The organism is Ruminococcus flavefaciens AE3010 (assembly GCF_000526795.1).
Classification (GTDB): domain Bacteria; phylum Bacillota; class Clostridia; order Oscillospirales; family Ruminococcaceae; genus Ruminococcus; species Ruminococcus flavefaciens_D.
On the sequence record NZ_JAGT01000001.1, the window covers coordinates 592366 to 617879 of the forward strand.

At 43.1% G+C, this 25514-nt stretch carries 24 protein-coding genes and 4 tRNA genes; 14 read left to right on the plus strand and 14 right to left on the minus strand.

The annotated features are described in order from the left end of the window. Positions 1-6: 6 nt before the first annotated feature. Both N774_RS0102670 and N774_RS0102675 read right to left on the minus strand, forming a co-directional pair. The gene (locus N774_RS0102670) at positions 7-921 is read right to left on the minus strand and encodes a DMT family transporter (protein ID WP_024859758.1); all 915 of its coding nucleotides are present in this window, start codon (positions 919-921) and stop codon (positions 7-9) included. Further along, positions 915-1778 carry a tRNA lysidine(34) synthetase gene (locus tag N774_RS0102675; RefSeq protein ID WP_024859759.1) on the minus strand — a complete coding sequence of 288 codons (864 nt, stop codon included), beginning with the start codon at positions 1776-1778 and terminating at the stop codon, positions 915-917. Before N774_RS0102675 ends, N774_RS0102670 begins: the two co-directional genes overlap by 7 nt. 172 nt (positions 1779-1950) lie before the next feature. On the opposite strand from N774_RS0102675, the gene epsC reads away from it, so the two are divergent. The 12 genes from epsC to N774_RS0102735 all read left to right on the plus strand — a co-directional run bounded on the left by epsC (position 1951) and on the right by N774_RS0102735 (position 10153). Then, the gene (epsC, locus tag N774_RS0102680; protein WP_024859760.1) at positions 1951-2907 is read left to right on the plus strand and encodes a serine O-acetyltransferase EpsC; all 957 of its coding nucleotides are present in this window, start codon (positions 1951-1953) and stop codon (positions 2905-2907) included. A gap of 134 nt (positions 2908-3041) precedes the next feature. Further along, a tRNA-Val gene (locus N774_RS0102685) sits at positions 3042-3117 on the plus strand. 7 nt (positions 3118-3124) lie between these two features. Beyond that, positions 3125-3201, plus strand: a tRNA-Asp gene (locus N774_RS0102690). A 4-nt stretch (positions 3202-3205) separates the two neighbouring features. Beyond that, positions 3206-3281: transfer RNA gene (locus N774_RS0102695), tRNA-Gly, on the plus strand. A 5-nt stretch (positions 3282-3286) separates the two neighbouring features. Beyond that, a tRNA-Cys gene (locus N774_RS0102700) sits at positions 3287-3357 on the plus strand. 203 nt (positions 3358-3560) lie between these two features. Then, entirely contained in the window at positions 3561-5144 is a 1584-nt protein-coding gene (locus N774_RS0102705; RefSeq protein WP_024859761.1) for a choice-of-anchor A family protein, read from the plus strand. A 209-nt stretch (positions 5145-5353) separates the two neighbouring features. Then, complete coding sequence (gene rsxC / locus N774_RS0102710) at positions 5354-6631, plus strand: electron transport complex subunit RsxC (protein ID WP_024859762.1); 1278 nt, start codon at positions 5354-5356, stop codon at positions 6629-6631. A 15-nt stretch (positions 6632-6646) separates the two neighbouring features. Further along, positions 6647-7588 (plus strand): RnfABCDGE type electron transport complex subunit D, encoded by a 942-nt coding sequence (locus N774_RS0102715; protein ID WP_024859763.1) that lies wholly within the window; start codon positions 6647-6649, stop codon positions 7586-7588. Continuing rightward, a complete protein-coding gene (locus N774_RS0102720; RefSeq protein ID WP_024859764.1) occupies positions 7578-8105 on the plus strand; it encodes an FMN-binding protein in 528 nt (175 codons plus the stop codon). The genes N774_RS0102715 and N774_RS0102720 overlap by 11 nt, the downstream gene beginning before the upstream one ends. Then, the gene (gene rsxE / locus N774_RS0102725; protein WP_024859765.1) at positions 8098-8772 is read left to right on the plus strand and encodes an electron transport complex subunit RsxE; all 675 of its coding nucleotides are present in this window, start codon (positions 8098-8100) and stop codon (positions 8770-8772) included. The genes N774_RS0102720 and rsxE overlap by 8 nt, the downstream gene beginning before the upstream one ends. Then, complete coding sequence (locus tag N774_RS0102730) at positions 8769-9347, plus strand: electron transport complex protein RnfA (RefSeq protein WP_024859766.1); 579 nt, start codon at positions 8769-8771, stop codon at positions 9345-9347. Before rsxE ends, N774_RS0102730 begins: the two co-directional genes overlap by 4 nt. 14 nt (positions 9348-9361) lie before the next feature. Then, positions 9362-10153: an RnfABCDGE type electron transport complex subunit B gene (locus N774_RS0102735; protein WP_024859767.1), complete on the plus strand. Its 792-nt coding sequence runs from the start codon at positions 9362-9364 to the stop codon at positions 10151-10153. A gap of 35 nt (positions 10154-10188) precedes the next feature. Here N774_RS0102735 and pyrB read toward each other — a convergent pair whose 3' ends face one another. The 9 genes from pyrB to N774_RS0102780 form a co-directional block, all read right to left on the minus strand. Next, the gene (gene pyrB / locus N774_RS0102740) at positions 10189-11271 is read right to left on the minus strand and encodes an aspartate carbamoyltransferase (RefSeq protein ID WP_024859768.1); all 1083 of its coding nucleotides are present in this window, start codon (positions 11269-11271) and stop codon (positions 10189-10191) included. 21 nt (positions 11272-11292) lie between these two features. Then, positions 11293-11961: an HD domain-containing protein gene (locus N774_RS0102745; RefSeq protein ID WP_024859769.1), complete on the minus strand. Its 669-nt coding sequence runs from the start codon at positions 11959-11961 to the stop codon at positions 11293-11295. A 15-nt stretch (positions 11962-11976) separates the two neighbouring features. Then, positions 11977-13848 (minus strand): asparagine synthase (glutamine-hydrolyzing), encoded by a 1872-nt coding sequence (gene asnB / locus N774_RS0102750; protein WP_024859770.1) that lies wholly within the window; start codon positions 13846-13848, stop codon positions 11977-11979. A 97-nt stretch (positions 13849-13945) separates the two neighbouring features. Then, a complete protein-coding gene (locus N774_RS0102755; protein WP_024859771.1) occupies positions 13946-14935 on the minus strand; it encodes a tyrosine recombinase XerC in 990 nt (329 codons plus the stop codon). Then, positions 14932-15447, minus strand: a complete 516-nt coding sequence (locus N774_RS0102760) for an NUDIX domain-containing protein (RefSeq protein WP_024859772.1) — start codon at positions 15445-15447, stop codon at positions 14932-14934. The genes N774_RS0102755 and N774_RS0102760 overlap by 4 nt, the downstream gene beginning before the upstream one ends. A 158-nt stretch (positions 15448-15605) precedes the next feature. After that, a complete protein-coding gene (locus tag N774_RS0102765; protein WP_037280099.1) occupies positions 15606-16391 on the minus strand; it encodes an MIP/aquaporin family protein in 786 nt (261 codons plus the stop codon). A gap of 169 nt (positions 16392-16560) precedes the next feature. After that, positions 16561-17061 carry an anaerobic ribonucleoside-triphosphate reductase activating protein gene (gene nrdG, locus N774_RS0102770; protein WP_024859774.1) on the minus strand — a complete coding sequence of 167 codons (501 nt, stop codon included), beginning with the start codon at positions 17059-17061 and terminating at the stop codon, positions 16561-16563. Positions 17062-17070: 9 nt separating this feature from the next. After that, a complete protein-coding gene (locus N774_RS0102775; protein WP_024859775.1) occupies positions 17071-19389 on the minus strand; it encodes an anaerobic ribonucleoside triphosphate reductase in 2319 nt (772 codons plus the stop codon). 247 nt (positions 19390-19636) lie between these two features. Further along, positions 19637-20488: a hypothetical protein gene (locus N774_RS0102780; RefSeq protein ID WP_024859776.1), complete on the minus strand. Its 852-nt coding sequence runs from the start codon at positions 20486-20488 to the stop codon at positions 19637-19639. A 342-nt stretch (positions 20489-20830) separates the two neighbouring features. Between N774_RS0102780 and N774_RS19700 the strand changes: the two genes are divergently transcribed. Together N774_RS19700 and pyrE are read left to right on the plus strand one after the other, a co-directional pair. After that, positions 20831-21046: a hypothetical protein gene (locus tag N774_RS19700; RefSeq protein ID WP_242836544.1), complete on the plus strand. Its 216-nt coding sequence runs from the start codon at positions 20831-20833 to the stop codon at positions 21044-21046. A gap of 41 nt (positions 21047-21087) precedes the next feature. After that, entirely contained in the window at positions 21088-21741 is a 654-nt protein-coding gene (gene pyrE / locus N774_RS0102790) for an orotate phosphoribosyltransferase (protein WP_024859777.1), read from the plus strand. A 183-nt stretch (positions 21742-21924) separates the two neighbouring features. Here pyrE and N774_RS0102795 read toward each other — a convergent pair whose 3' ends face one another. The 3 genes from N774_RS0102795 to N774_RS0102805 all read right to left on the minus strand — a co-directional run bounded on the left by N774_RS0102795 (position 21925) and on the right by N774_RS0102805 (position 25502). After that, entirely contained in the window at positions 21925-23136 is a 1212-nt protein-coding gene (locus N774_RS0102795) for a permease (protein ID WP_024859778.1), read from the minus strand. A gap of 68 nt (positions 23137-23204) precedes the next feature. Next, entirely contained in the window at positions 23205-24806 is a 1602-nt protein-coding gene (locus tag N774_RS0102800) for an FAD-dependent oxidoreductase (RefSeq protein WP_024859779.1), read from the minus strand. A 12-nt stretch (positions 24807-24818) separates the two neighbouring features. After that, positions 24819-25502, minus strand: a complete 684-nt coding sequence (locus N774_RS0102805) for a 2Fe-2S iron-sulfur cluster-binding protein (RefSeq protein ID WP_024859780.1) — start codon at positions 25500-25502, stop codon at positions 24819-24821. Positions 25503-25514 lie beyond the last annotated feature (12 nt).

Genomic DNA, 25514 nt, shown 5'->3' on the forward strand with positions numbered 1-25514 from the left:
CAATACTCATGTATTGCCCTTTTTATTGAGAGATATTTGTTTTTTTGAGCCGATATCAAGCTGTGAAAGTACAACAGCAGCGAATACAAGCGAACAGCCTGCAAATTCTTTTAAGTTCATGTGTTCGTTAAGTATTATCCAGCCTGCTAATGCTGCGAATACAGATTCAAGGCTCATTATAAGCGTTGCAGCAGCAGGCTCAGTATATTTTTGACCTATTATCTGCAATGTATAAGCAACGCCACAGGACATTATTCCTGTATACAAAATAGTGTATTTAGCATCGAAAACGCTTTTTAAAGCCGGCTCTTCAAAGATAAACATACAGATCAGCATAATTGTCCCCGCGGTAAAGAACTGTATACAAGACATCTTTACAGGATCTGCACCATTTGAATTGAAATGATCTATAAATATAATATGTACCGAATAAAAAAATGCACATATTAATACAAAGAGATCGCCCTTGGAAAGCACGAAGCCTTCTTCAATGCAAAGCAGGTAAAAGCCGAGAACTGCGATACAAACACATATCCATATCATTATATTCGGTCTACGTCCTGTTACTATACCGATTATCGGGACAATAACAACATAAAGCGCCGTTATAAAGCCCGCTTTACCCGCAGAAGTAAAGGCAATTCCGTACTGCTGAAATGAGCTTGCCGCAAAAAGCACAAGTCCGCAGCAGATACCTCCTAACAAACTTATTTTGCTGCTGTATGCTTTAGCACTTTTGTGTCCTTTTCTTCCGAATAAATATACTATAGGCATCAAAATAACACCGCCGAGAAGAGTTCGTACAGCGTTATACGTAAACGGCTCCACATAATCCATGCCCTTGCTTTGAGCCACAAAAGCAGTACCCCATATCAAAGCTGCAAGCAGGAGCATAAAACTGCCGCGAAAAGTTTTCAGCATTGCTTTGGCTCCGTTTCGTTATTTTGGAAGTTGTTAGTGCCTTTAATGCTCAGCCCCTTATCAAAATCGTCGAGGAAATGATGTGTCTCGCTGCCGCGATGATATGATATAAGTGTCTGTAGATTCACATTTTCCACGCTACGAAATATATTCATATCAACAGCAGGATTTGTCAGCCTTAACTGATGCAAAAGTGATTTTATCTCTGCACGCTTTGAACTGCCCTCGCTTTTTGTGATGCGGCAGGCACACTGTATGAATTCAAGCTTATTGTATTCGCACCAGCGAATAATATCATTTTCGCGTACAAGATACAGCGGCCGTATGAGCTGAACCCCCTCATAGTTTTCGCTGTGAAGCTTTGGCATCATGGTCTGCACCTGTGAACCATACAGCATACCCATGAGGATAGTTTCGATTACGTCATCAAAATGATGTCCCAGAGCAATCTTGTTGCAGCCAAGCTCCTGAGCAGTTTTATAAAGCCAGCCTCTGCGAAGCCTTGCACATAAAAAGCAGGGGTGCTTTTCAGCTTTTTCCGTTGATTCAAATATCCTCGTATTCTTTATATTGACAGGTATCCCGAGCAGATCAGCATTTTCTATGATCTTCTGCCTGTTTTCATCGGCATAACCGGGATCCATAACTATATATTCAACATCAAAATCAATATTCCCGTATTTCTGAAGTCTCTGCATACACTTTGCCATTAGCATGGAGTCCTTGCCGCCTGAAATGCATACAGCTATCCTGTCATTATTTTCGATAAGTCTGTACTCCTCGATGCCCCTGCGGAATTTTGACCATATGCTTTTGCTGAATTCTCCTGTTATGGAGCTGTCTATGCTGCTGTTCATGATATCCCTCGCTTAATTTTATTCATATTATACTATAACGCTAATTTTTGATAAAGTCAAGTAAAAATACGCATATAATGCCTATTGACTATATAAGTAAAATGATGTATAATAATAAAAAGTATAAAATGAACAGAGTTGTACATATAATTAAGCGTATGAGGTGACGAGAATGCATAAGCTCGAAGATAATATTAATTCGCTTACCCAAAAAATTCTTATGGATTATAACGGTAACAGGACTATTGATGAAGTAAAGACCTTTGATCACCCCGACAACGATGATATTGTTGGTATAATAGAATCACTGAGACGAATCGTTTTCCCCGGATATTTCCGCAATAAAAGCTATCGCGTCTACACTGTGCGCAATAATATCACCATGATACTTGAAGATGTAATTTTTAAGCTTATCCGTCAGATTTCCATTGTACTTCGCTATGATAAAAAATATGTTGATCTTGATGAAAATGAAATAAACGAGAATGCTGAAAGGATCACCTTTGAATTTCTTGACAGGCTTCCAAAAATAAGAAGCTATATCGAAACTGATGTTCAGGCTGCATATGACGGCGACCCTGCTGCATATAATAAAGATGAGATAATCTATTCTTATCCCGGTTTATATGCTATACTGGTCAACAGACTGGCTCATGAACTGTTTCTGCTGGGTGTGCCGCTTATCCCACGTGTAATGACTGAGCATGCTCACAGCAAAACAGGTATAGACATACACCCCGGAGCTACCATAGGCAAATATTTCTTTATCGACCACGGTACAGGAATAGTTATAGGTGAAACAACAGAAATAGGGGATAACGTAAAAGTATATCAGGGAGTTACTCTTGGTGCGCTTTCAACAAGAGGCGGACAGTCCCTTCGTAACAAAAAGCGTCATCCTACAATTGAGGATAACGTCACTATCTATTCGGGAGCTTCAATACTCGGCGGAGAAACTGTTGTAGGCAAGAATGCTGTAATTGGCGGTAACGCATTTATCACTCGTTCCATACCTGCAGGCGCAAAGGTAAGCATAAAAAATCAGGAGCTCAGATATAATTTTGACTCACAGATACCTGTACAGAAAGCAGAAGTGGATCCCGACGAGACATGGTTTTACATAATATGAGACGATATAAGGCGTAATACTAAGCACAAAAAATTTTTTTGAAAAAATTCCAAAAAAAGCTTGACAAACAAAAGTATTCGTGATATAATATTAAAGTCGTCGGAACTGATTAACCGATGAACGGAAGAAAAAGTGGGGGTTTAGCTCAGCTGGGAGAGCATCTGCCTTACAAGCAGAGGGTCACAGGTTCGAGCCCTGTAGTCCCCACCAATTCTTTGGCCTCGTAGTTCAGTTGGTTAGAACGCCTGCCTGTCACGCAGGAGGTCGACAGTTCGAATCTGTTCGGGGTCGCCATTATGCGGATTTAGCTCATCTGGTAGAGCGCCACCTTGCCAAGGTGGAGGTAGCGAGTTCGAGCCTCGTAATCCGCTCCAAAGACGGCGCTATAGCCAAGTGGTAAGGCGTGGGTCTGCAACACCCTGATCCCCAGTTCAAATCTGGGTGGCGCCTCTCGAAGCATCTGCAACAGCAGGTGCTTTTTATTTTTGGGTCATATTCTCCGACTTCTTCTTAAACGAAGGAGTCTTTTTATTTTTATGACAAAAATGTTAATAGCATTTTATCACTTTATATAATGTTTGTTGAAAATGTTTATTGAATTTCTTGTTGAATTATGGTATAATTATACAAAATATATAAAAGGGGATATGCTTATGTTTAAAAATAATTTTAAGCGCTTTCTGAGTATTATCACGTCCGTGTGTATTATGGGAGCTGTCCCGATAATTACTCACAGCATCGAGCCTGATGATCAAGGAATGCAGCAGGTCACCGATCAGAACAAGGAAACGCTTCTTGGCATTAGTGATACAAATGAGTATTTTCTTGGAGCAGCTTCACAGTTCTCGGTGTTCCTGCATGATGATTTTGCCGCACGTGGCTCCGACTGTGAGGGCAGACTTGCGGCAGGCGGAAACGCAAATATTGGTGATATTGCATCGTATTCCGTCGGTGCTAAGCTTGATAAAGGAACAAAAGCTGCTAAAGTCGTTATAGGCGGTGATACGCTCCGTAATTTCCAGCCTGACGACAAAAACTTCGTTATGGGCAGCGAGGGGACAATAAGTCAGGAAATAACAGACCATATGAATGCAGGGCACTGCGAGGTGTATGTCGGTGAGCTCATTGATTTCGATATAGAGTTTGAGCTTCTCAATCAGCGAAGCAAGTATCTTTCAGAGCTGACTCCAAATGCTCATCTCGGAATTGCCAAGGATTATGACAAAGGCTGGACTTTCACAGGAACAGATAAAAATCTGAATGTTATAAATCTCGATGAAGAACAAGCTAAGATCTTCAATTCGGGATATTTACAGATCGACGTTTATATCCCCGAGGGCTCTTATCTTGTAATAAATGTTCCGGGAGACGATGTAAAGCTTCCGCTGACTAATATGAAGCTCTATGGCGACGACGGAGAATTAATGCAGGACAAGGGCGAAAACATGCCTGTCCTTTACAACCTGAAGGACGCCACAAAGTTCAAATATCTTGGTTCTATACAAGGTTCGACGCTTGCTCCCAATGCAGACGGTACAGGAGATGAGGGTGGACACGTTGCAGGTGCAACAATAGCCAAATCCTTTGATGGAGGTATACAGTTCGGTTATTCTTCATTCAATCCCAAAATGCTTGTTGAGGAAGAGGTAACAACAACTACTGCCACACCGACCACCACAACAACTACCACGACTACCACCACAACAACTACCACGACTACCACCACAACAACTACCACGACTACCACCACAACAACTACCACGGCTACCACCACAACAACTACCACGGCTACCACCACAACAACTACCACAACTACCACAACTACCACATCTACCACAACTACCACATCTACCACAACTACCACATCTACCACAGCTACTACAACTACCACAGCTACTACAACTACCACAACTACCACATCTACCACAACTACTACGACCACCACGACTACTACGACCACCACAACTACTACAACCACCACGACTACTACAACTACCACGACTACTACAACTACCACGACTACTACAACTACCACGACTACAGCTACAACATCACTGGATGTTACAGACGCTTCCAAAACTACTACTACAACAGTAGCGACTACATCGAAAATAGCCACTGCTACTAAAAAGACAGATTCTCCCAAAACAGGCAGCAAGCCAATATATGCTGTATTGACAGCATTCGGAGTTTCGTCAGCTGCATTCTTGATTTCACTTAAAAAGAGAGAAAAATAATTAGTTAAAAAGACACCTTCGGGTGTCTTTTATTTATTGCCTGCATTTTCTAAATTTAAATATAGATTTTTTTTTGCAAAAACCTCTTGAATATTATGTGAATTTCATATATAATATTAATGTATGGGCTTTTTTGCCCTGAATCATAACGTCAGCTTATTTTGAAAAAAATATGGCTCATATTCAGCCATTATATCAAGGAGAATTTTATGAAAAAACTTAACGGTATTAAGCTGAAACACCGTAAAAATACGGAAAACAGCTCTACTGTAGATTTTCCTGTTCCTGAAAAAGTTACTATTCCCATGTCAATGACTATGGGAGCTCCATGTCAGCCGCTTGTAAAGGTCGGAGACACAGTTGCTGTCGGACAGAAAATAGGCGATACCGATGCGGCATTCAGTGCTCCTGTTCATTCGGGAGTTTCCGGAAAAGTAACTGCAATAACCGATTATCGTAACGTAATGGGAACAGTCTGTAAGATGATAGAGATCGAAACAGACGGACTTCAGACAGTTTCGGATGAAGTAAAGCCGCCTGTTGTTACCGACAAAGAAAGTTTTGTAAAGGCAGTTCGACAGAGCGGTGCCTGCGGACTTGGCGGTGCAGGTTTTCCCACGCATATAAAACTCAATCCCAAAGCCGATATCGATACTCTTATAATCAACGCAGCCGAATGTGAGCCGTACATAACTGCGGATTATCGTGAAATGATGGAGAATCCACAGGACATCATCAACGGTATCAATCTGGTAAAGTCTAAGCTCGGAATCAAGACAGCAAAGCTTGCAATTGAAGCCAATAAGCCAGAGGCGATAAAGAACTTCACAGCTATGGCTGAAAACGATGATACTATCGATATAATCACTCTTCCCTCTGCATATCCGCAGGGGGCCGAAAAGGTCATTATCTATAACTCGACGGGCAGGATTGTAAACGAGGGCTCGCTTCCTGCTGATGCAGGCGTTATAGTTATGAACGTTTCTACAGTTGCATTCCTTTACCGTTATATGCAGACAGGTATGCCTCTTGTAACGCGCCGCCTTACTATCGACGGAAACGCAGTTGGGGAGCCCAAGAATGTCCGCACAGTTATCGGAACTTCATTTCGAGAGCTCCTTGAATTCTGCAAAGCAGATATTGACTCTATCAAAAAGCTTATTGCAGGCGGTCCCATGATGGGTATGAGCGTGCCAGATATAGATATGCCTGTTGTTAAGACTTCCAATGCACTTCTTGCTTTCAATCATTATGATGAGCGTAAAACCTCAAGCTGTATCCGCTGCGGACGCTGCGTAAGAGTATGTCCTCTCGGACTTATGCCTGCCGATATAGACAGAGCTTATAAGATACGCAATGTTGAGGAGCTCAAGAAGCTCAAGGTAATGCTCTGTATGAACTGCGGAAGCTGTACATATGTATGTCCTGCAAACAGAAAGCTTGCAGAAACAAATCAGCTTGCAAAAGCACTTATCCCAAGAAAGTAAGGAGGAGGAAGACCAATGGATAAGCTTATTGTTTCTCCGTCCCCCCATGACGAGAACTACACTAAAACCACAAATATAATGCTGAACGTTATAATCGCTCTTCTTCCTGCATGGGGAGCGGCGATATATTTCTTCGGTATGCGTGTTATTCCGCTGACAGCGGTATGTATAGGCAGCTGTATATTCTTCGAGTATGTCTGCCGCCAGATGATGAAGCGCGATAATACTATCGGCGACCTTTCAGCAGTTGTAACAGGACTTATTCTCGCAATGAATCTGCCATCGACTCTGCCGTACTGGATGGCAGTTATCGGTTCTTTTGTTGCGATCGTCATTGTCAAGCAGCTTTTCGGCGGACTTGGGCAGAATTTTGCAAATCCTGCCATAACAGCACGAATCGTACTTATGATAAGTTTCCCCGCGGCAATGACCAGATGGGTAGAGCCATTCACTCATACAGACCTTGATGCTATATCAAGTGCAACTCCGCTTCCTCTTGCAGGCACGGATAATGCAGCTTCATACCTTGACCTTTTCCTTGGTAAATGCGGCGGCTGTCTTGGTGAGACCTGCTCCGCGGCACTTCTTATCGGCGGACTTTACCTTGCTGCACGAAAGATAATCTCGCTTGCAGCTCCGCTTTCGTTTATAGGAAGCCTGTTCGTTTTAAGCTGGATAAGCGGCTCTGATCCCGTTTATCAGATACTTGCAGGCGGTGTGTTCCTCGGAGCATTCTTCATGGCTACAGACTATGCCACAACTCCTATTACTACTAAAGGCAAAATAGTATTCGGTCTCGGCTGCGGAATCATAACCTTTATTATAAGGCGTTTCGGTTCATATCCCGAGGGAGTTTCGTTCTCAATTCTGCTTATGAATGTTCTTACTCCTTATATAGAGCAGCTTACAAGAACAAAGGTACTTGGTGCAAAGGAGGCTGAGAAGAATGAAGGATAAGGTAAAGCCTACCGTTGTACTTACAATAATATGTGTTGTAGCTTCGCTGCTTCTTGTGTATGCATATGAGCTCACAAAAGACCGTATAGCAGACCAGAAAGCTCAGAAATTCAGCAGCAGTGTTGAAGCTCTCTTCGGAAAGACCGAAAGCAGGGTAGTGCAGCTGAAATGCGGATATGATGAGATACAGACCATAGCTGTAACCCCGGATAAGAAAACCGTTATCCAGATATGTACTGACGGCTACTCAAAGGACGGTATAAACATACTTGTAGGATTTGACCAGCAGGGAAGTATCTCGGGAATAGAGTTCGTTTCTCTTGGCGAAACTCCCGGTCTTGGTTCAAAGGTCCATGATGAGGCTGATTTCAGAAAGCAGTTTTACGGACTTACTCAGCCCTCAGACAGCTTTGACGCCATAAGCGGTGCAACTTTTTCTTCCAACGGTATGAAGCATGCAGTTGATACTGCACTTAAAGTATACAATGAGAACAAGGAGGCGATACTCGGTGGCTGATAAGAAAACTCCGCTTGTCAAGGAGCTTACAAAGGGCATTATAAAGGAAAACCCGACGCTTGTAATGCTGCTGGGTATGTGTCCTACACTTGCCGTTACAACACAGGCTATGAACGGAATAGGTATGGGACTTGCGACCACATTCGTTCTCCTTGGCTCTAACATCGTTATTTCCGCACTCAGAAAGGTCATCCCAGACAAGGTACGTATACCTGCTTTTATTGTAATAATAGCAAGCTTTGTTACGCTCATAGGCTTCCTGCTTGAAGGCTTCGTGCCGAGCCTATATGACAGCCTTGGTATTTACCTCACGCTTATTACCGTAAACTGTATCATCTTCGGCAGAGCCGAGATGTTTGCCAGCAAAAACGGTATTATAGCATCTGCCTTTGACGCTATCGGCATGGGTGCAGGTTTTACACTTGCTCTGTTCCTCATGGGCTCTGTTCGTGAGATAATCGGCGCAGGAAAATGGATGGGACTTACCCTGCCCGTACTCAGCGAGAATCCTATGCTGTTCTTTATCATGCCAGCAGGCGGCTTCTTTACACTTGGTATGATAATTGCAGCTGTGAATAAACTCAAAAAGAAAAAGCCCCCTCAGGAGCTTGGCTGTGGCGGATGTCCAAATGCTAAAAACTGTGGAAAGGAAGGTGACTGTCATTGAAAACTATACTTGCTATAATGCTCTCGGCAATGCTGACAGATAACTTCGTGCTTTCCAAATTCATGGGAATCTGTCCATTCCTCGGCGTATCAAAAAAGCTTGACAGCGCAGCAGGAATGGGAATCGCAGTTACCTTCGTAATGATATGTGCAACTATAGTTACATATCCTATTCATCATGGTATTCTCGTACCCAATGGACTTGAATACTTCGATACAGTGGTATTTATCCTTGTTATAGCGCTTTTTGTACAGCTCGTCGAGAACTTCCTCAAAAAGTGCGTACCGGCACTGTACAGCTCACTGGGCGTATATCTTCCGCTCATAACAACAAACTGCGCTGTTCTCGGCGTTACAGTGCTTAACATCGATAACAATTATACATTCTTCCAGTCAATAATAAACGCCCTTTTCGGCGGACTGGGCTTTATGATAGTACTTATCATTTTCTCGGGAGTTCGCAAAAAGCTTGAATACGCTGATATCCCTGAGACCTTCAAGGGAGTTCCTGCAACTCTGATAGCTGCATCTATAGTCTCAATAAGCTTTATGGGCTTTGCGGGACTTATCAAGTGAAAGGGGGAGACGATTTGACTTATCTTATCCCTGCTCTTATTCTCGGCGGCTGCGGCATACTTGCAGGAGTACTGCTTACAATAGCTGCAAAAGTTTTCTACGTGAAAATCGATGAAAGAATAGAAAAGATCAACGCTGCTCTGCCGCAGGCAAACTGCGGAGCCTGTGGTTTTGCGGGCTGTTCTGATTATGCTTCGGCTATAGTTAATAAAGGCGCAGCAACAAACCTCTGCCGTCCGGGAGGAAGTGACGCCGCTAATCAGATAGCGTCCGTTCTCGGAACTGCAGCTGCTGAAGTTGTGCCCATGACAGCCGTTGTACACTGCAGCGGCGACTGTAATGCTACACAGAAGGCGTTCCTTTTCGACGGAGTACAGTCCTGCAAAGCTGTAAAGCGTTTTTACGGCGGAAGCGGAATGTGCAAGTATGGCTGCATCGGTCTTGGTGACTGTGTTGCGGTATGTGAGCACGATGCTGTCAAAATCATAAACGGTATTGCTAAGGTAACTCCTTCTCTTTGCGGAGCCTGCGGACAATGTGCAAAGGCATGCCCAAATGAGCTTATAGAGATAAAGCCTGTTTCAAAACGTGTGGACGTTCTGTGCGCTTCATACGACAACGGAAAAGTCACTAAGCTTGTATGCAAGAACGGTTGTATAGGCTGTAGGATATGTGAGAAAAAGTGTCCTAACGAAGCTATCATCGTAAATAATTTCCATGCTTATATCGACCACAGCAACTGCACGAACTGCGGTCTCTGCATGGAGTCATGTCCTGTAAAGGTCATACATCGATGCGATCCATAAACAAAAGCCACAGCATAAAGCTGTGGCTTTTTTAGTTATATAAGCTTTCTCTCATCGCAGTATTCACATTCAAGGAGCGTTTCGTCACCGCTTGAACGGAAGCTCTTGGGGAGATATTCTTCGTGATTGGTTATGCATTTCGGATTTGAACAGCGAACTCCGCTGAAAACCTTGCCATTCAGTGTTTCGGAGGACTTCTTCTCCTTTAATATAGTCATTATAAGTGCCATACGCACATACATACCGTATTTAGCCTGCTTGAAGTACATTGCACGCTCATCGTCGTCCACCTCAACAGTGATCTCGTCAACTCGCGGCAGGGGGTGCATTACGATCATATCTTTCTTAGCCCCCATCATTTTCTTTCTGTCAAGAACATAGACATCTTTCTGAGCAAGATATTCTTCCTCACTTGCGAAGCGCTCCTGCTGTATTCTTGTCATATAAAGCACATCAAGACTGCCGATAGCTTCTTCAAGAGTCTTTACTTCCTTGTACTTGCTTCCGTTTGCCTTGATAATATCCTTGATATAAGCAGGCATACCAAGCTCTTTAGTAGATATGAACACGAATTTATTGTCAGGGAACATGCTCAGTGCCTTGCAGAGAGAATGAACAGTTCTTCCGTTGAGAAGATCACCGCACATACCGATAGTAAGTCCCGAAAGAGTTTTCTTCTCGATCTTCAGCGTGAGCAGATCAGTAAGAGTCTGAGTAGGGTGGAGGTGTCCGCCGTCACCTGCGTTGATAACGGAGCAGTCAGCCGTAAGTGAAGCTGCTTTGGCAGCTCCTGCGATAGGGTGACGTATGACCAGAACATCTGCATAATTGCTGACGATCTTTGTGGTATCCTTAATTGTCTCGCCCTTGGCAACAGAAGAATTTGCGGGATTGTCAAAGCCGATTATCTGACCGCCAAGTCTTATCATAGCTGTCTGGAAGGACATCTGTGTACGTGTGGACGGCTCATAGAAAAGTGTAGCCATGATCTTTCCGTCGCACACATGGGCAAAATCAGCAGGAGCCTTGTATATCTCCTCACCAAGCTCTACCACCTTTTTCCACCATGAAACAGGATAATCGTTCAGATCTATAAGATGCTGATATTCCGAAAACATATTTTATACCTCCGTTTATAATTACAGTATTTTACTGTCGTTGATTATCATTTCAAACTGAACTCCGAGGAATTCCGAAGCTCTTCTGCAAAGGAGCATACGCTTCATAAATATCTCAAAATATTCAAGAACAGAGGATATCTCAGTATCTATCTGAAGCTCAAGAATAATTGACGACTTATCATCGTTGAATTTAACAGCCGACTGTACAACAGCGTAATTTACGCGGTCGTGGATATCAAATGTGAGCAGATCTGTATTGCGGACACGGCTTCTGCGCACATCGGTCTTGTCGCCGATTATCATAGCCGCAGAAATAGGATCAAGGGGCTGTCCTGTACCTTCGTCATGATTGCCTATAGCTGATATTATAGAGCATATCTCATCAGCAGGCATGCTCAGACTGTCAAGCAGTCTGAAAGCCATAACAGCACCGCTTTGCGCATGGTCAACTCGGTTTATAACATTACCGATATCGTGCATTATTGAAGCCACCTTTGCCAGCTCCACAGTTCTTTCATCGTATCCCAGAGTTTCAAGTATCATGGACGAGGTATAAGCAACTCTTTCAACATGAGGAAAGGAATGCTCGGTATAGCCGAGTGCTTCAAGAGCCTGATCGGCTCTGCGGATATACTCCATGATATCAGGATTCTGTTTAATGTACTTGTATGTAACTTTACTTGCCATAATATCTCCGTTTGATCAATATTTTCCGTTATTTTCAAAATAGACCTTGTACCAGATAAGGAATATGAACACTGTCCATATCTTTCGGCTGTTATCAGCCTTTCCCTCTCTGTGGTCGTCAAGAAGCTTCAGCAGGGGAGCGATATTGAAGAACTCCTGTGCGCTCTCGCTTTCAAAATAGCTTTTAACAAGCTCATAGTACTTATCTTCCTTGAGCCATACTCTTATAGGAACAGGGAAGCCCAGTTTTTTCTTTGCAGCTGTTTTTGCTGTCTGCTCGGGAGTATCTTTTTTTGCGGCAAGACGCATAGCATACTTTGTGATATACTTTGTCTCGTCCGTGCCCTTATCGTGAGTTACGCGATACTTTGTAGGTATCTTCTCGGCTAAAGCCATGACCTCTTTATCAAGGAAAGGAACGCGAAGCTCCAGAGAGTTAGCCATACTCATTTTATCGGCTTTCAGGAGGATATCTCCTGCCATCCACATATGCAGATCGAGATACTGCATTTTTGTAACATCGTCCTTGCCCTTGACATTGGCATAAAAGGGCTTCGTAATAACTGTCGGCTCGGGAGCGTCTGTAGTGATCTTCAGAAGTTCCTTGCGCTCCTCGGGTCTGAACATATAAGCGTTACCGATAAAGCGCTCCTCAACGTCCTTGCCCTTGCGGACGAAGAAATTAACTCCGCGCTTAGCGGGAAGCTTGGAAGCGATGCTACCTATACCGCGTTTTACAAACCGCGGCAGCTTGTCATAAACTGTACCGTTTGGATCACTGTAAACATTATAGCCGCCGAATATCTCGTCAGCGCCCTCGCCTGAAAGAACTACTTTCAGCTTTTCAGATGCAATATTGCAGACAAAATACAGGGCGATAGCTGACGGGTCTGCAAGAGGTTCGTCCATATGATACTGTATCATTGAAAGGTTATCCCAGTACTCCTCAGGAGTGATAACCTTACTTGTATTCTCTTTGCCTATAGCCTTTGAGAAGTTCTTTGCCCAGCCAATCTCATTGTACTTTTCATCTGTGCCGAAGCCTACAGTAAATGTCTTGTCAACATCTGCAATTGCTGCAACATAGCTTGAATCAACACCGCTGGAAAGGAATGAACCTACCTCAACATCAGCTATTTTATGTGCTTCTACCGAGTTGTGGAAGGTATCGGATATCTTATTTACCCATTCGTCGAGAGAAGGCTTTTCATCTGCATTAAAGTGAACGTCCCAGTAGCGTTTGGCTTCAAAGCGACCGTCCTTTAATTTGAAATAGTGTGCAGGGGGAAGCTTGTAAACATTTTTAAAAAACGTCTCGTAAGTAGGGGAGAACTGGAAGGTGAGATAGTTCTCAAGTGCGGTTGTATTGAGCTCTTTTGTAAACTTTGGATGTTCAAGGAAGCTCTTTATTTCGGAACCAAACATGAATGTACCATTCATATTTGCGTAGTACATAGGTTTGATACCAAAGAAATCGCGTGCGCCGAAAAGCTCCTTTTTGTTCTTATCCCATATTACAAAGGAAAACATGCCTCTCAGCTTATTGAGAAGCTTTTCGCCGAACTCCTCATATCCGTGTATAAGCACCTCGGTATCAGTATTGGTCCTGAATTTATGACCTGCTTTAACAAGTTCCTGACGTATATCCTTATAGTTATATATCTCGCCGTTAAAAACGATCACCAGCGAGGAATCTTCATTAAAAATAGGCTGGTCTCCCGAAGAGCTGACATCGATGATACTTAGTCTGCGATGCCCCAGAGCAATATCCTCATCTATATATTTTCCCTCGGCATCAGGACCTCTGTGTCTTATGCGGTCCATCATTTTTTCAAGAACGTCGTTTGAGTTATAAATATTATTCGTAAAGCCTACGATTCCGCACATATAAAAGTTACCTCCGATTTTCTATCTACAAAATCTCCCACAATATTATACTACATATTAAAGGATTTTGCAACACCAAACCCACAATTCGGAATTATTATTTATCGTCGGGATCATCTGATTTGATTTTTGAAAGAGGATTGCTTTCAATAGCGTTTCTGACATTTTCGTCATTTAAATGCGTGTATATCTCTGTAGTGGAAATGCTTGCGTGTCCGAGAAGCTCCTTTAGAGTAAGAACATCAGCATCTCCGTACTGATACATAAGAGTTGCAGCTGTATGTCTTAGCTTATGTGTTGTAATACCCTTGCCGTCAAGCTCAGCCTTTTTAATAGTATCCTCAACTATCTGCTGAACTCTGCGCTTGGAGATACGCCTGTTTTGATTGCTTATAAATAAAGCAGGTTCATCAGCTGCTTTAGGATTATTTTTCCTGATCGCAAGATACTTCTGCAGCGCATCAACACATGCATCATTAAGGTAAACCATTCGTTCCTTGCTGCGCTTACCGAGAACTTTAAGACGATTCTCATAGAAATCAATATCAGAGATATTGATACCAACAAGCTCGCTTAATCGCATGCCACAGTTCAGAAAAAGAGTTATAATACAATAATCACGTTTAGAATCAGCTGTATCAGCTGTCTGCAGCAAACGCATACTTTCGTTAAGAGAAAGAAATTTCGGCAGGGAAGCCCTCGGAACAGGAACATCAAGGTCCTTTGTAGGATTTTCCTTTATAATATGAGCTACTTTTTCAAGATATTTGAAAAAATTTCTAAGTGAAGAAAGCTTTCTGTAACGAGCTCTGTCCTTATTATGACGTTCATCGGATGTATAAAAGATGAAATTATAAATATCACTGACCGAGATTTTCTGAAGCTCCTCAACAGTCATATCCCGAATATCAATATCCTCGATATCTTTGCCTGTATTATGGTTACATTCGTAGATATACCTTAAAAAAAGGCGTATATCTGTGTAGTATTCCTCAATTGTACGCTGTGCCAGAAGCTGAACGATCTTTATATGCACAAGATATTCGTTTAAAAATTCAGGATTTGCGTTATTGTTTAAATTTTTCATAAATAACCTTTCTCAACAAGATATCCAAGAACTCGCGCTTCACGTTCAAGCATTAAAAGATCGTAATCTCCGTGATCGTGAGTGCGATTTACAGATATAGCGAGCTCCGGCAATACATATTTCAGAGTAAAGCCTTCATCAAGCTCATATTCATCAAGGTACTGATTTGCAACAGATTTTTCAACATTGCACAGATAATAGAAGTTTTCCTGTTCAAAGATCAAATTCTCAGCAAATCTGCTTTTCTGGATACGCAGCACTGATCCAAGCTCCATAACCGAGCCGTCTATAACAGTTAAGCCAGTTTCTTCAAGAACCTCACGTTTAAGAGTTGTTATATGATCTTCATCGTTTTCAATTCCGCCGCCGGGAAACTTATAATAATCATATTTCTTGCTATAAACTAATGCTATTTTTCCATCTTTAATTATTACTCCGCGAACTGACGGACGTCTGAAACGCGCAAAACTATCATCATAGTCTTTTTGATCCATAATGAATAATCTTTCCATAATATAGTCCCCTCGTTTTATCTCTTATCAAAGTTTCACCAAACTTTGATTTGGTGAAACTTTGTCTCTTTTTTCGTTAGTCTTATTATATCATTTTTGTGATACAATTTCAAGAAAACAGCTATAAAAAAGCTCCCTGTTACGGGAGCTTTCTGAAATTACTTTTTCTTTTTCTTGCTGCTATTGTGATTATTTGTCTTTGCAGGAGCGTTATTCTTAACAGGAGAAGCTTTTTCTACAGGTGCAGGAGCCACTTTAGCAGCTGGCTCAAGACATTTATAAACTACTGCAGCGATAACCGCACCAACAAATGGACCTACGATAAATACCCAAAGATCACTGATAGCATCTCCACCTGCTAAAAGTGCAGGACCGAGGCTTCTTGCAGGATTTACAGATGTACCTGTAAGACCTATTCCGAAAATATGAACAAGTGTAAGTGTAAGACCGATTATGAGTCCGCCGAATGAACCGTGCTTAGCATTCTTTGATGTAACTCCGAGAATAGTAAGTACAAATATAAATGTAAGGATTATCTCTACGATCACACCTGCGCCTGCATTACCATTTACACCTGCGAGACCATTAGCACCGTATCCTCCTGTCATATCTGTAACATCACCAAGATCAAAGATGAGTTTTAATGTACCTGCTCCCGCGATCGCGCCAAGGCACTGTGAAACGACATAGCCTACAAAATCAGTAAATGTCATTCCTCCGCTCAAAAGAACTCCAAGCGATACTGCAGGATTGATATGACATCCAGAAATATTGCCTACACAATAAGCCATACCGACAATAACAAGTCCGAATGCGAGAGCAGTAAGTATATATCCCCCGCCGTTCTTTGCGTCACAGCCTACCAGCATTGCCGTACCGCAGCCAAGAAGAACAAGCACGAATGTACCTATTACTTCTGCTACATATTTTTTGATTGATTCCATATAATTGCCTCCTTAACATATAAAATTATTTCGGATATACCGATAATTTAATTATATCATCATTTATACATTTATGTCAATATTTTCTAATAAAAAATACAGATAATTATTTATGCTCAATATTATGCAAATTGTAAAACACCCCACCCGCTTTACGGGTGGGGGTGTTTTATGGTTCTTTTTCGATAACTTTTCCGTTTTTAAGGCTTTCCTGACAGTCGATATATCTCTGGTTGGAGCTTCCGCGGAATTTTATTTCCCAATCCTTTTGTTCAAGGATAAACGGTCCATCTATGAGATAATCGGTCACAGCAAGCAAGTCTCCCCAATGATTCTGATCGCGCTCTTCAAAAAGCTTTTCAAACGTATAGCCCGTATATGTTATTATATCAAGTCCCAGCTTTTTTATCTCTCTGCCTAAATCAGCCAGAGCTTCTGCCTGACAAAAGGGCTCTCCCCCGCTGAATGTTACTCCGTCAAGCAATGGGTTCCCTTTTATCTTTTCAAGAAGCTTTTCTGTTGTAGTAACAGTTCCGCCCTCAAAATCATGAGTCTGTGGATTATGGCAGCCCTTGCAGTTATGCGGGCAGCCCTGAACAAATACAGTAAATCTTATTCCAGGACCGTCAACTATTGAGTCGTTGACGGTTCCTGCAATTCTGAGTTCCATTATATCACCTTATACATTATGCTTAACTCGGTCATGCTCTTCTGCACGCTTTCCGTTGTTAAAACGATCCAGTGTACCAACAAGATAGCCTGTGATTCGTCGTATCCTGTCAAACGCAACATTGTCGGAATGCTCTTTTCGTCCGCAGCAGGGACAGGTCTCACCGATGATGCCTGTGTATCCGCAGCAAGGGTCACGATCAACAGGGTGGTTGATAGCGCCATAGCCTATTCCCGACTCCTTCATGCAGCGAACGATCTTTTCAAATGCGCTGAGGTTCTCAAGGGGATCGCCGTCGAGCTCGATATAGCTTATATGACCTGCGTTAGTAAGCTCGTGGTAAGGAGCCTCTATCTTTATCTTCTCAAATGCACTGATAGGATAGTAAACAGGTACATGGAATGAGTTTGTATAATAGTCACGGTCTGTAACACCTTCGATTATACCGTACTTCTTGGCATCCATACGTACAAAACGACCTGAAAGACCTTCCGCAGGAGTTGCAAGAAGTGAGAAGTTAAGACCTGTTCTCTTTGATTCCTCGTCAAGACGCTTTCTCATTGAAGAAATGATCTCGAGACCGAGCTCACGAGCCTCTTCGCTCTCACCGTGATGAGCTCCGATAAGAGCCTTTAAGGTTTCAGCAAGTCCGATAAAGCCAACAGATAGCGTACCGTGTTTAAGTACTTCACCTACTGTATCATCAGGACCCAGCTTGTCGGAATCGATCCATATCCCCTGTCCCATAAGGAACGGATAGTTTCTTACTCTCTTCTGAGACTGAATATTGAAGCGGTGCATGAGCTGGTCGATAACGAGCTCCATTTTTTCCTCGAGCATTTCAAAGAACAGACCAACGTTATGGTCGGCCTTGATAGCAAGACGAGGAAGATTTATAGATGTAAAGCTGAGGTTGCCTCTGCCTGTAACGATCTCTCTTGAAGGATCGTAGTTGTTTCCGATTACTCTTGTACGGCAGCCCATGTATGCTATCTCAGTATCAGGATTGCCCTCCTTGTAATACTGGAGATTGTACGGTGCATCGATAAACGAGAAATTCGGGAAAAGTCGCTTTGCAGAAACTCTGCAGGCAAGCTTGAACAGATCATAGTTAGGATCATCAGGATTGTAGTTGATGCCCTCTTTGATCTTGAATATGTGTATCGGGAAGATAGGAGTCTCGCCGTTGCCGAGACCTGCTTCCTGAGCAAGAAGGACGTTCTTTATTACCATTCTTCCCTCAGGAGTTGTATCTGTACCGTAATTTATAGAGCTGAAAGGTGTCTGAGCGCCTGCACGGCTGTTCATGGTATTAAGGTTGTGGATAAGCGCCTCCATAGCCTGATAAGTAGCTCTGTCGGTCTCTTTTTCAGCGTTTCTTGTAGCGAAAGCCTGAATTTTCTCCGCAGTTTCCTTATCTGTATACTTCAGCAGAAGCTCCAGTTCCTTTTCCTTATAGCCGTTATCATTGGCAAGTGTTGGTTTAAGTCCGAAGTTTTCTGACATCTCTTTCTTTATTTCATCTATTGCTTCAAACTCGTTCTCAACTCCGCCTATAAGCGACAGAGCTCTTGCAACATTCTGTGTATATCTTGACGCATATGTTTTCTTTACGCCGTCAGCCATTGCATAATCAAAAGTAGGGATACTCTGTCCGCCATGCTGATCGTTCTGGTTGGACTGGATAGCGATACAGGCAAGAGCAGAATAGCTTGCAATATCGTTTGGCTCTCTGAGGAAGCCGTGTCCTGTGGAAAAGCCGTTAGTGAAAAGCTTTTTAAGATCGATCTGTGTACATGTGGTAGTCAGAGTATAGAAATCGAGGTCGTGTATATGGATATCGCCCTCGCGGTGAGCCTTTGCGTGTGCAGGCTCAAGGACATACATTTCATAGTATTCCTTTGCGGATACAGAACCGTATTTGAGCATGGTGCCCATAGCTGTATCGCCATCTATATTAGCGTTCTCACGCTTTATATCACTGTCTTTTGCAGGACTGAAAGTCAGCTCGTTAAGTACGCACATCAGATTGGTCTTCATCTCACGTGAGCGTGTACGCTCGTAACGATAGAGAATATATGCCTTTGCTGTTTTAGCGTGACCTTTTTCGATAAGAACTTTCTCGACGAGGTCCTGGATCTCTTCAACAGTTGGAGTTTTTCCCGGGTATTGTTCCTCATACAGTCTGCACACCTCGACTGCAACGTCCATTGCAACGTTGAAATCTGTACCTCCGCGAGCTTGTGCAGCCTTAAAGATAGCGTTTGCGATCTTCTCTATATTAAAAGGAACTTTTCTTCCGTCTCTTTTAATAATATGGATTATCATTTCTTTATCATACCTCCAAACACAATATATAGTGTCTCTCTTTTCAATCGTTCTTTATAAGTATATAGCATTATTCAATGAATGTCAATGTAGGTTATAGACAATGTAACTGTTGAAAAGGCGGAAGTTTTTAGAATATTCGTGCATAAATCATTTATAAAATAGGCTTTTAGCGATATTCCGAGCTTTGAAGCGGTCTACAGACAGTAAAACGCCCAAACACTATATATAGTGTTTGGGCGAAAAATTATACAATATGACAAAGCACATATTCGGCAATGGTTTTATATGCTTTTTCGGTAAGAGCACCTGTATCAGTGCTTATAAATTCTTTTGAGATATTTCCGTCAACTCCCTTTAGAGCTGTATTGGTGTCTATGCAGTATACATTGTTTGTGTTTGCAATAGAGAGAAGCTTTGTATTGAATTCGTTTATAACTCCGTTATCAATGGCGCCTCCCTCACTCGCGGGCGGAAGCTGCATAATGTATATATCTGCGTCTGTGAGATAGCCTCTTACGTTTTTTACTAACTCGGTATAGCTTGATATCATGTCATCTACAGATGATGTTCCGATATCATCTCCAAGCATGATGTAAACAACTTCGGGCTTCTTGATTTGCAGTATCTCATATACGGTTTTAGTTCCGTATGAAGACTCTAACGTATAAGTGTTGCAGTTCGCCGCACCGAGCTCTCCGCTTCCGATAATATCCGTAAGTCCCGTATACTTTCCCATATCGATAAGAGTATTGTCTGTTACCAGACAGCAGGAATCAAGATATGAGCTGTCCCTTGGCTGAGACTGAGCTATCGGATTTGTAACGGAAGAGCCGTTCTGCTGAACAGTCTGCGCCGAACCGTCTGAACCGCCTGAGCTTTCTCCGTCCGACTCTGCGGGAGGTTTTTCTTCAACAACAACATTTTCAAATTCATCACTGAAAAAATTCTCATTGAAGTTTGCCGCAACCATATATAATATGAAACACGCGGCAAACGAGAGCAGAAAAATCGAAATAAGTCCCCAAAAGCTGAACCTGACCTTTGGTCTGCCGCGTTTCTTGTCAGATATTCTTGTTATGCTTTTCTTTTTAGCCATATATACTCCTGAAATAATTAAGCGCCGGCTTTTTCAAGGCACACTGCGCTATGATTTGCCGTTACGGCAGTTACATATATTATACCTCTTTTTATTATTCTTTGCAATACTTTTAGGAAGTTTTATTTTATTTTTGCTTATCGTCTTGAATTATTCACGAAAAAGGACTATAATGGTATTATAATGTTTTAAGGAGGGATGATCTAATGATCCATTGCGGCAAACCAATGATAAAGGGCTTTTTTTAAAATTGAAAAGCGCGGTATCCCAACAAGAGGAGCTTCTCTCGAGTATCCTGTCTCTACGTTCTACGAAGGAGACAACAAGTTATGTGAAGTCCCTGTGGATACTACTCTCGGATATTACTGCTCGGAATGTGGTATGCTTATCGGAGTTTTCCCCGTTACTCACCCTACAGGCTTTGCGGGCAAGTATAATCAGGACATCGATGATAACATTGATATCCTACCTAAAAAGGTCTGTGTGGAATGCGGTGCAGAGATTGATCTTGATTACCCTCGCTGTCCATTTTGCGGTCATATCTATGAGGCAATATAGCAGCATAAAACGATAATTAATTTAATACGGAGGTATACATAATGAATTACAAGGAAAGCTTTATAAAATTCATGGTGGACTGCGGTGTGCTTACATTCGGCGAGTTCACGCTGAAAAGCGGAAGAAAGGCTCCTTACTTCATCAACTGCGGAAACTATAAAACAGGCGCTCAGCTTGCAAAACTTGGTGAATACTATGCCGAGTGCATCAAAGCAAATGATATCCCTGTAGATACCCTTTTCGGACCTGCATATAAGGGTATCCCGCTGGCTGTATCTGCTGTTGTTGCTCTGAGCAATAAGTTCGGCCTCGACGTTTCCTACTGCTTCGACAGAAAAGAAGCAAAGGACCACGGCGAAGGCGGTATGTTCGTAGGAAAGGCTCTCGAAGATAACGAAAGAGTTGTCATCATCGACGATGTTATGACTTCTGGAAAGGCTCTCCGCGAGTCTATGCCAAAGCTTATGACTGCTGCTGATGTTAATGTAACAGGTATGGTCATCACTGTTGACCGTATGGAAAAAGGCACAGGTGAGCTTTCTGCTGTTCAGGAAGTCAAGAGAGACTTCGGCGTTATCGTCTACCCTATCGTTACTATGGAGGATATCATCGAGGCCATTAAGAACGATATCGTTCCGGGCAAGGAATACCTTGATAAGATGCTCGAATACAGAGAAAAGTACGGTGTAAAATAATAAAAAAGAGCCTGTGACAAAATCTCAGGCTTTCTTTTTCAGGAAGGCTCAGGGAGCATAAAAGGCATTTTCCATATCTTATTTATATTTTCTTTTTTCTATAAAAAGGAGTAAGAAAATAAGGATTATCCTCCCTATCGTCTCTGATAAAAAGAGCACTTCCGATATGGAAGTGCTCTTTATTTACTTGAATAAGATTATCAGGAACTGCGATACCAGTACAACTGAAATTAAAGCTACGGGGTATGTAGCAGCATATGCGGAAGCAACGTTTTCTGTACCTGCTGTACTGATAAGAGTACCGAGGGCAGGGGTAGATGTCATACCGCCTGTGATAGATCCGAGGTTATTGAGAAGGCTCAGCTTCAGAACGTACTTAGCAAACAGATATCCGATTATCATAGGTACGATAGTCATTATCATACCGTACACAAAGTATACTGCATCAAAATACTGTACGAACTTTGCTCCGCCCGATACTCCTGCGCCGATAAGGAAGAACATGAGTCCAAGCTCACGGAATACCTTGAGGGTAGAATCCTTAGGCATTATGGAGAACTTGCCGATGCGTCCGAAATGTCCGAATATAAGGGATACAAGCAGACATCCGCCTGTTGTTGAAAGTGAGAAGTTCCCGAATTTGAATGAACCAATGATTATGCCGAAAAATGCAGCAAGTGCAAATGGCATTATGCCGAAGCTGTCCATCTCGATGAGCTTGAACATCTTCTTTTCCCTTGTTTCTTTTTTAGCTGTAGGTGCAAGCAGTTCCCTTTCCTTTGCCATATCAGCCTTTGTGAGCTTGGGGATGATCTGTACAAACAGAACAACGCCAATAACTCCGAAGATATATGCGATCGCATAGCCAACGGAAACGATACTCTGAAGATGATCACTTCCGACAGCGTCCTTGGCAGCCGAGAATCCGGGAGTACTTGTAAGAGCACCTGAAAGTATACCTGTCAGCATTGCGGTAAACTCTTCGCTGTCAAGGTCAGTGAAGTTTCTGCCTACCATGATGCAGCCTGCGCAGGAAAGTCCTCCGCTCAGGATAATGATTATTGCAAGAATAACATAGGACTTGAAGTTTTTCTTGAAGTTGCCGAAGAAATTAGGGCCTGCAATAAAGCCGACTGCCGTAACGAACAGGATAAGTCCGAGATTATCAACTATTTTCAGAGCATTTCCAACGAAGTCGGTATTTATCTCAGCCGAAAGGTATTTATAAAAAATGCAGCCGTAGATAAGTGCGACGATGAAAACGCCTGCTGTACCCAGAGAAATGCCTTTTATAGTTATTCTTCCGAGGATATAGCCAAGTGCTGCAATAGTAATGACCGACAGCATAAGGAAGGAAACGCCGTGAATCGACAGAATTCCATTAAAAAAATCCATTTATATCACTTAACTTTCTTTTATATTATACGTATTTATGGGACGCTTTTTACAGCGTCCCATTAAAATTATTTTTTTCTTGCATATTTGGGGAGAAGCATAGGTGATGCTACTTCGCTTGCAGCTCCTGCTGCTTCAAGCTCCTTGTTGAACTTCTCGATATGAGCAAGTGTGAGCTTTGCGGGAGCAGCTGTTTCCTTAGCCTTTGCAGCTGCGTAAATACCTGCGTTACGACCGAATACGATGACATCAAGGAGAGAATTGCCCATGAGTCTGTTTCTGCCGTGGATACCGCCTGCTACCTCGCCTGCCGCATAGAGGTTCTCTACACCTGTAGCGCAGTCGTCGGATATTTCAAGTCCGCCGTTCTGGTAGTGAAGAGTTGGGTATACAAGAATAGGCTCCTTGCGGATATCGATGCCATACTTGCCGAACATCCTCATCATTGCAGGGATACGCTTCTCGATAGTACCCTCGCCGTGGATAAGCTCTATCATGGGAGTATCCAGCCAAAGTGCCTTGCCGAGGTTTGTCTCCACGCCCTTGCCGCGCTCTGTACATTCGCGGATAATCGAAGCGGCTGTTACGTCACGGGTCTCAAGTGGGTGCATAAATACATCACCGTCGATATTAACAAGCTTTGCGCCCAGTGAACGGACCTTTTCTGTAACGAGTGCGCCGAATATCTGCTCGGGATAGCCTGTACCCGTTGGGTGATACTGCAATGTATCAGCATAGAGAAGCTTTGCACCAACACGGTAGCCGAGGATAAGTCCATCAGCTGTTGCGCCGTAGTGGTTTGAAGTCGGGAAGCCCTGATAGTGAAGACGTCCTGCGCCGCCAGTAGCGATAATAACAGTCTTAGCCTTGGCAACGAGAAGCTCCTTTGTTTCCATGTTCATAAGCACAGCACCTGATGCCCTGCCGTTTTCATCAAGGATTATCTCGATTGCAGCTGTAAAGTCGATAACAGGGATACCGCGGTTTATGACTTCATCACGGAGAGTACGCATTATCTCAGCGCCTGAGTAGTCCTTTGCAGCGTGCATACGCTTGCGAGAAGTACCGCCGCCGTGAGTTGTTACCATTGTGCCGTCAGGCTCTTTATCGAATTCAACGCCAAGCTTGTTGAGCCACTGTATAGCCTCGGGAGCCTTTGTAACAAGCTTCTTTACAAGCTCGGGCTTTGCTGCAAAGTGACCGCCGCCGAAAGCGTCGAGGAAGTGGATCGCAGGTGAATCGTTAGGCTTGTCGGCAGCCTGAATACCGCCCTCAGCCATCATTGTATTAGCATCACCTATACGGAGCTTTGTAACGATCATTGCCTTTACGCCTGCTTCATCAGCTTCGATGGCAGCAGATGCTCCTGCACCGCCGCCGCCGATTATAAGCACGTCTGTCTCATAATCGGGAGCTGTAAGGTCTACGTCGTCAGCGCTGATACGGCTCTTGCCCTGTAAAAGCGCAGCAAGCTGTGTAGGAACTTTATCGCCCTTGTTTACGCCTGCGGAAAGAACAGTGAATTCGTCCTGCTTGTAGTCAGGGTGGAAATGAGCGAGGAGGTCGTCCTTCTCCTCAGCTGTCATACGTCTTGGTTCAAGAGCTGCATTTTCTGCTCTCTTAGCTGCAACTACCTTTGCAAGCTCGTTAAGTTTATCTATCTTGTACATGCTCTCGCTCCCTTACTTCTCTATCTCGCGGTGGTTGTACATATCCTTGATCTCTTCGATATTGTTTACCGCCTTGGTCATGAGCTCTTCGATCTCCTTATCAAAGATACCCTCGTTTACTTCCTTAACTCTGTCGGAGAGGTGTCCACACTCAGGCTCTATGTACTTGCCGTTGAGACGTCTTGCAAGCATAGCTACCTGTGGGTGGGAAATGCCTGCGGGACATCGTGAAGAACATACTCCGCACATTACGCAGTCAAAGCTCTCCTCTGCACACTTGTCGTACTCCCCTCTCTGAGCGTATGCGATATACTGCATAACGTTGAGCTCCTGAGTACAAGCCTTTGTACAGGCATTACAGCCGATACAGCTGTATATCTCGGGATAGAGCTGCATCATTATCTGCTGTGTGGGTTTTATTTCCTCGATATTGTAAACTCTCTTTTCAAGTGGGAAGAAGGGCAGAGTTGCAACGTACATTCCCTCCTGAACCTCTGTCTGACAGGCAAGACAGCCGTGAAGCTCTATCTCGCCCTTTATTCTGTATATGGTAGCACAAGCTCCGCAGAAACCGTTACGGCAGCCGCAGCCTCTTACAAGGTCATAGCCTGCATATTCCATAGCTGTCATTATCGTAAGACCTGCAGGCACTTCATACTTCTTGCCGAACAGGTAAACATTCAACATATTATCCATGCGAATTTCTCC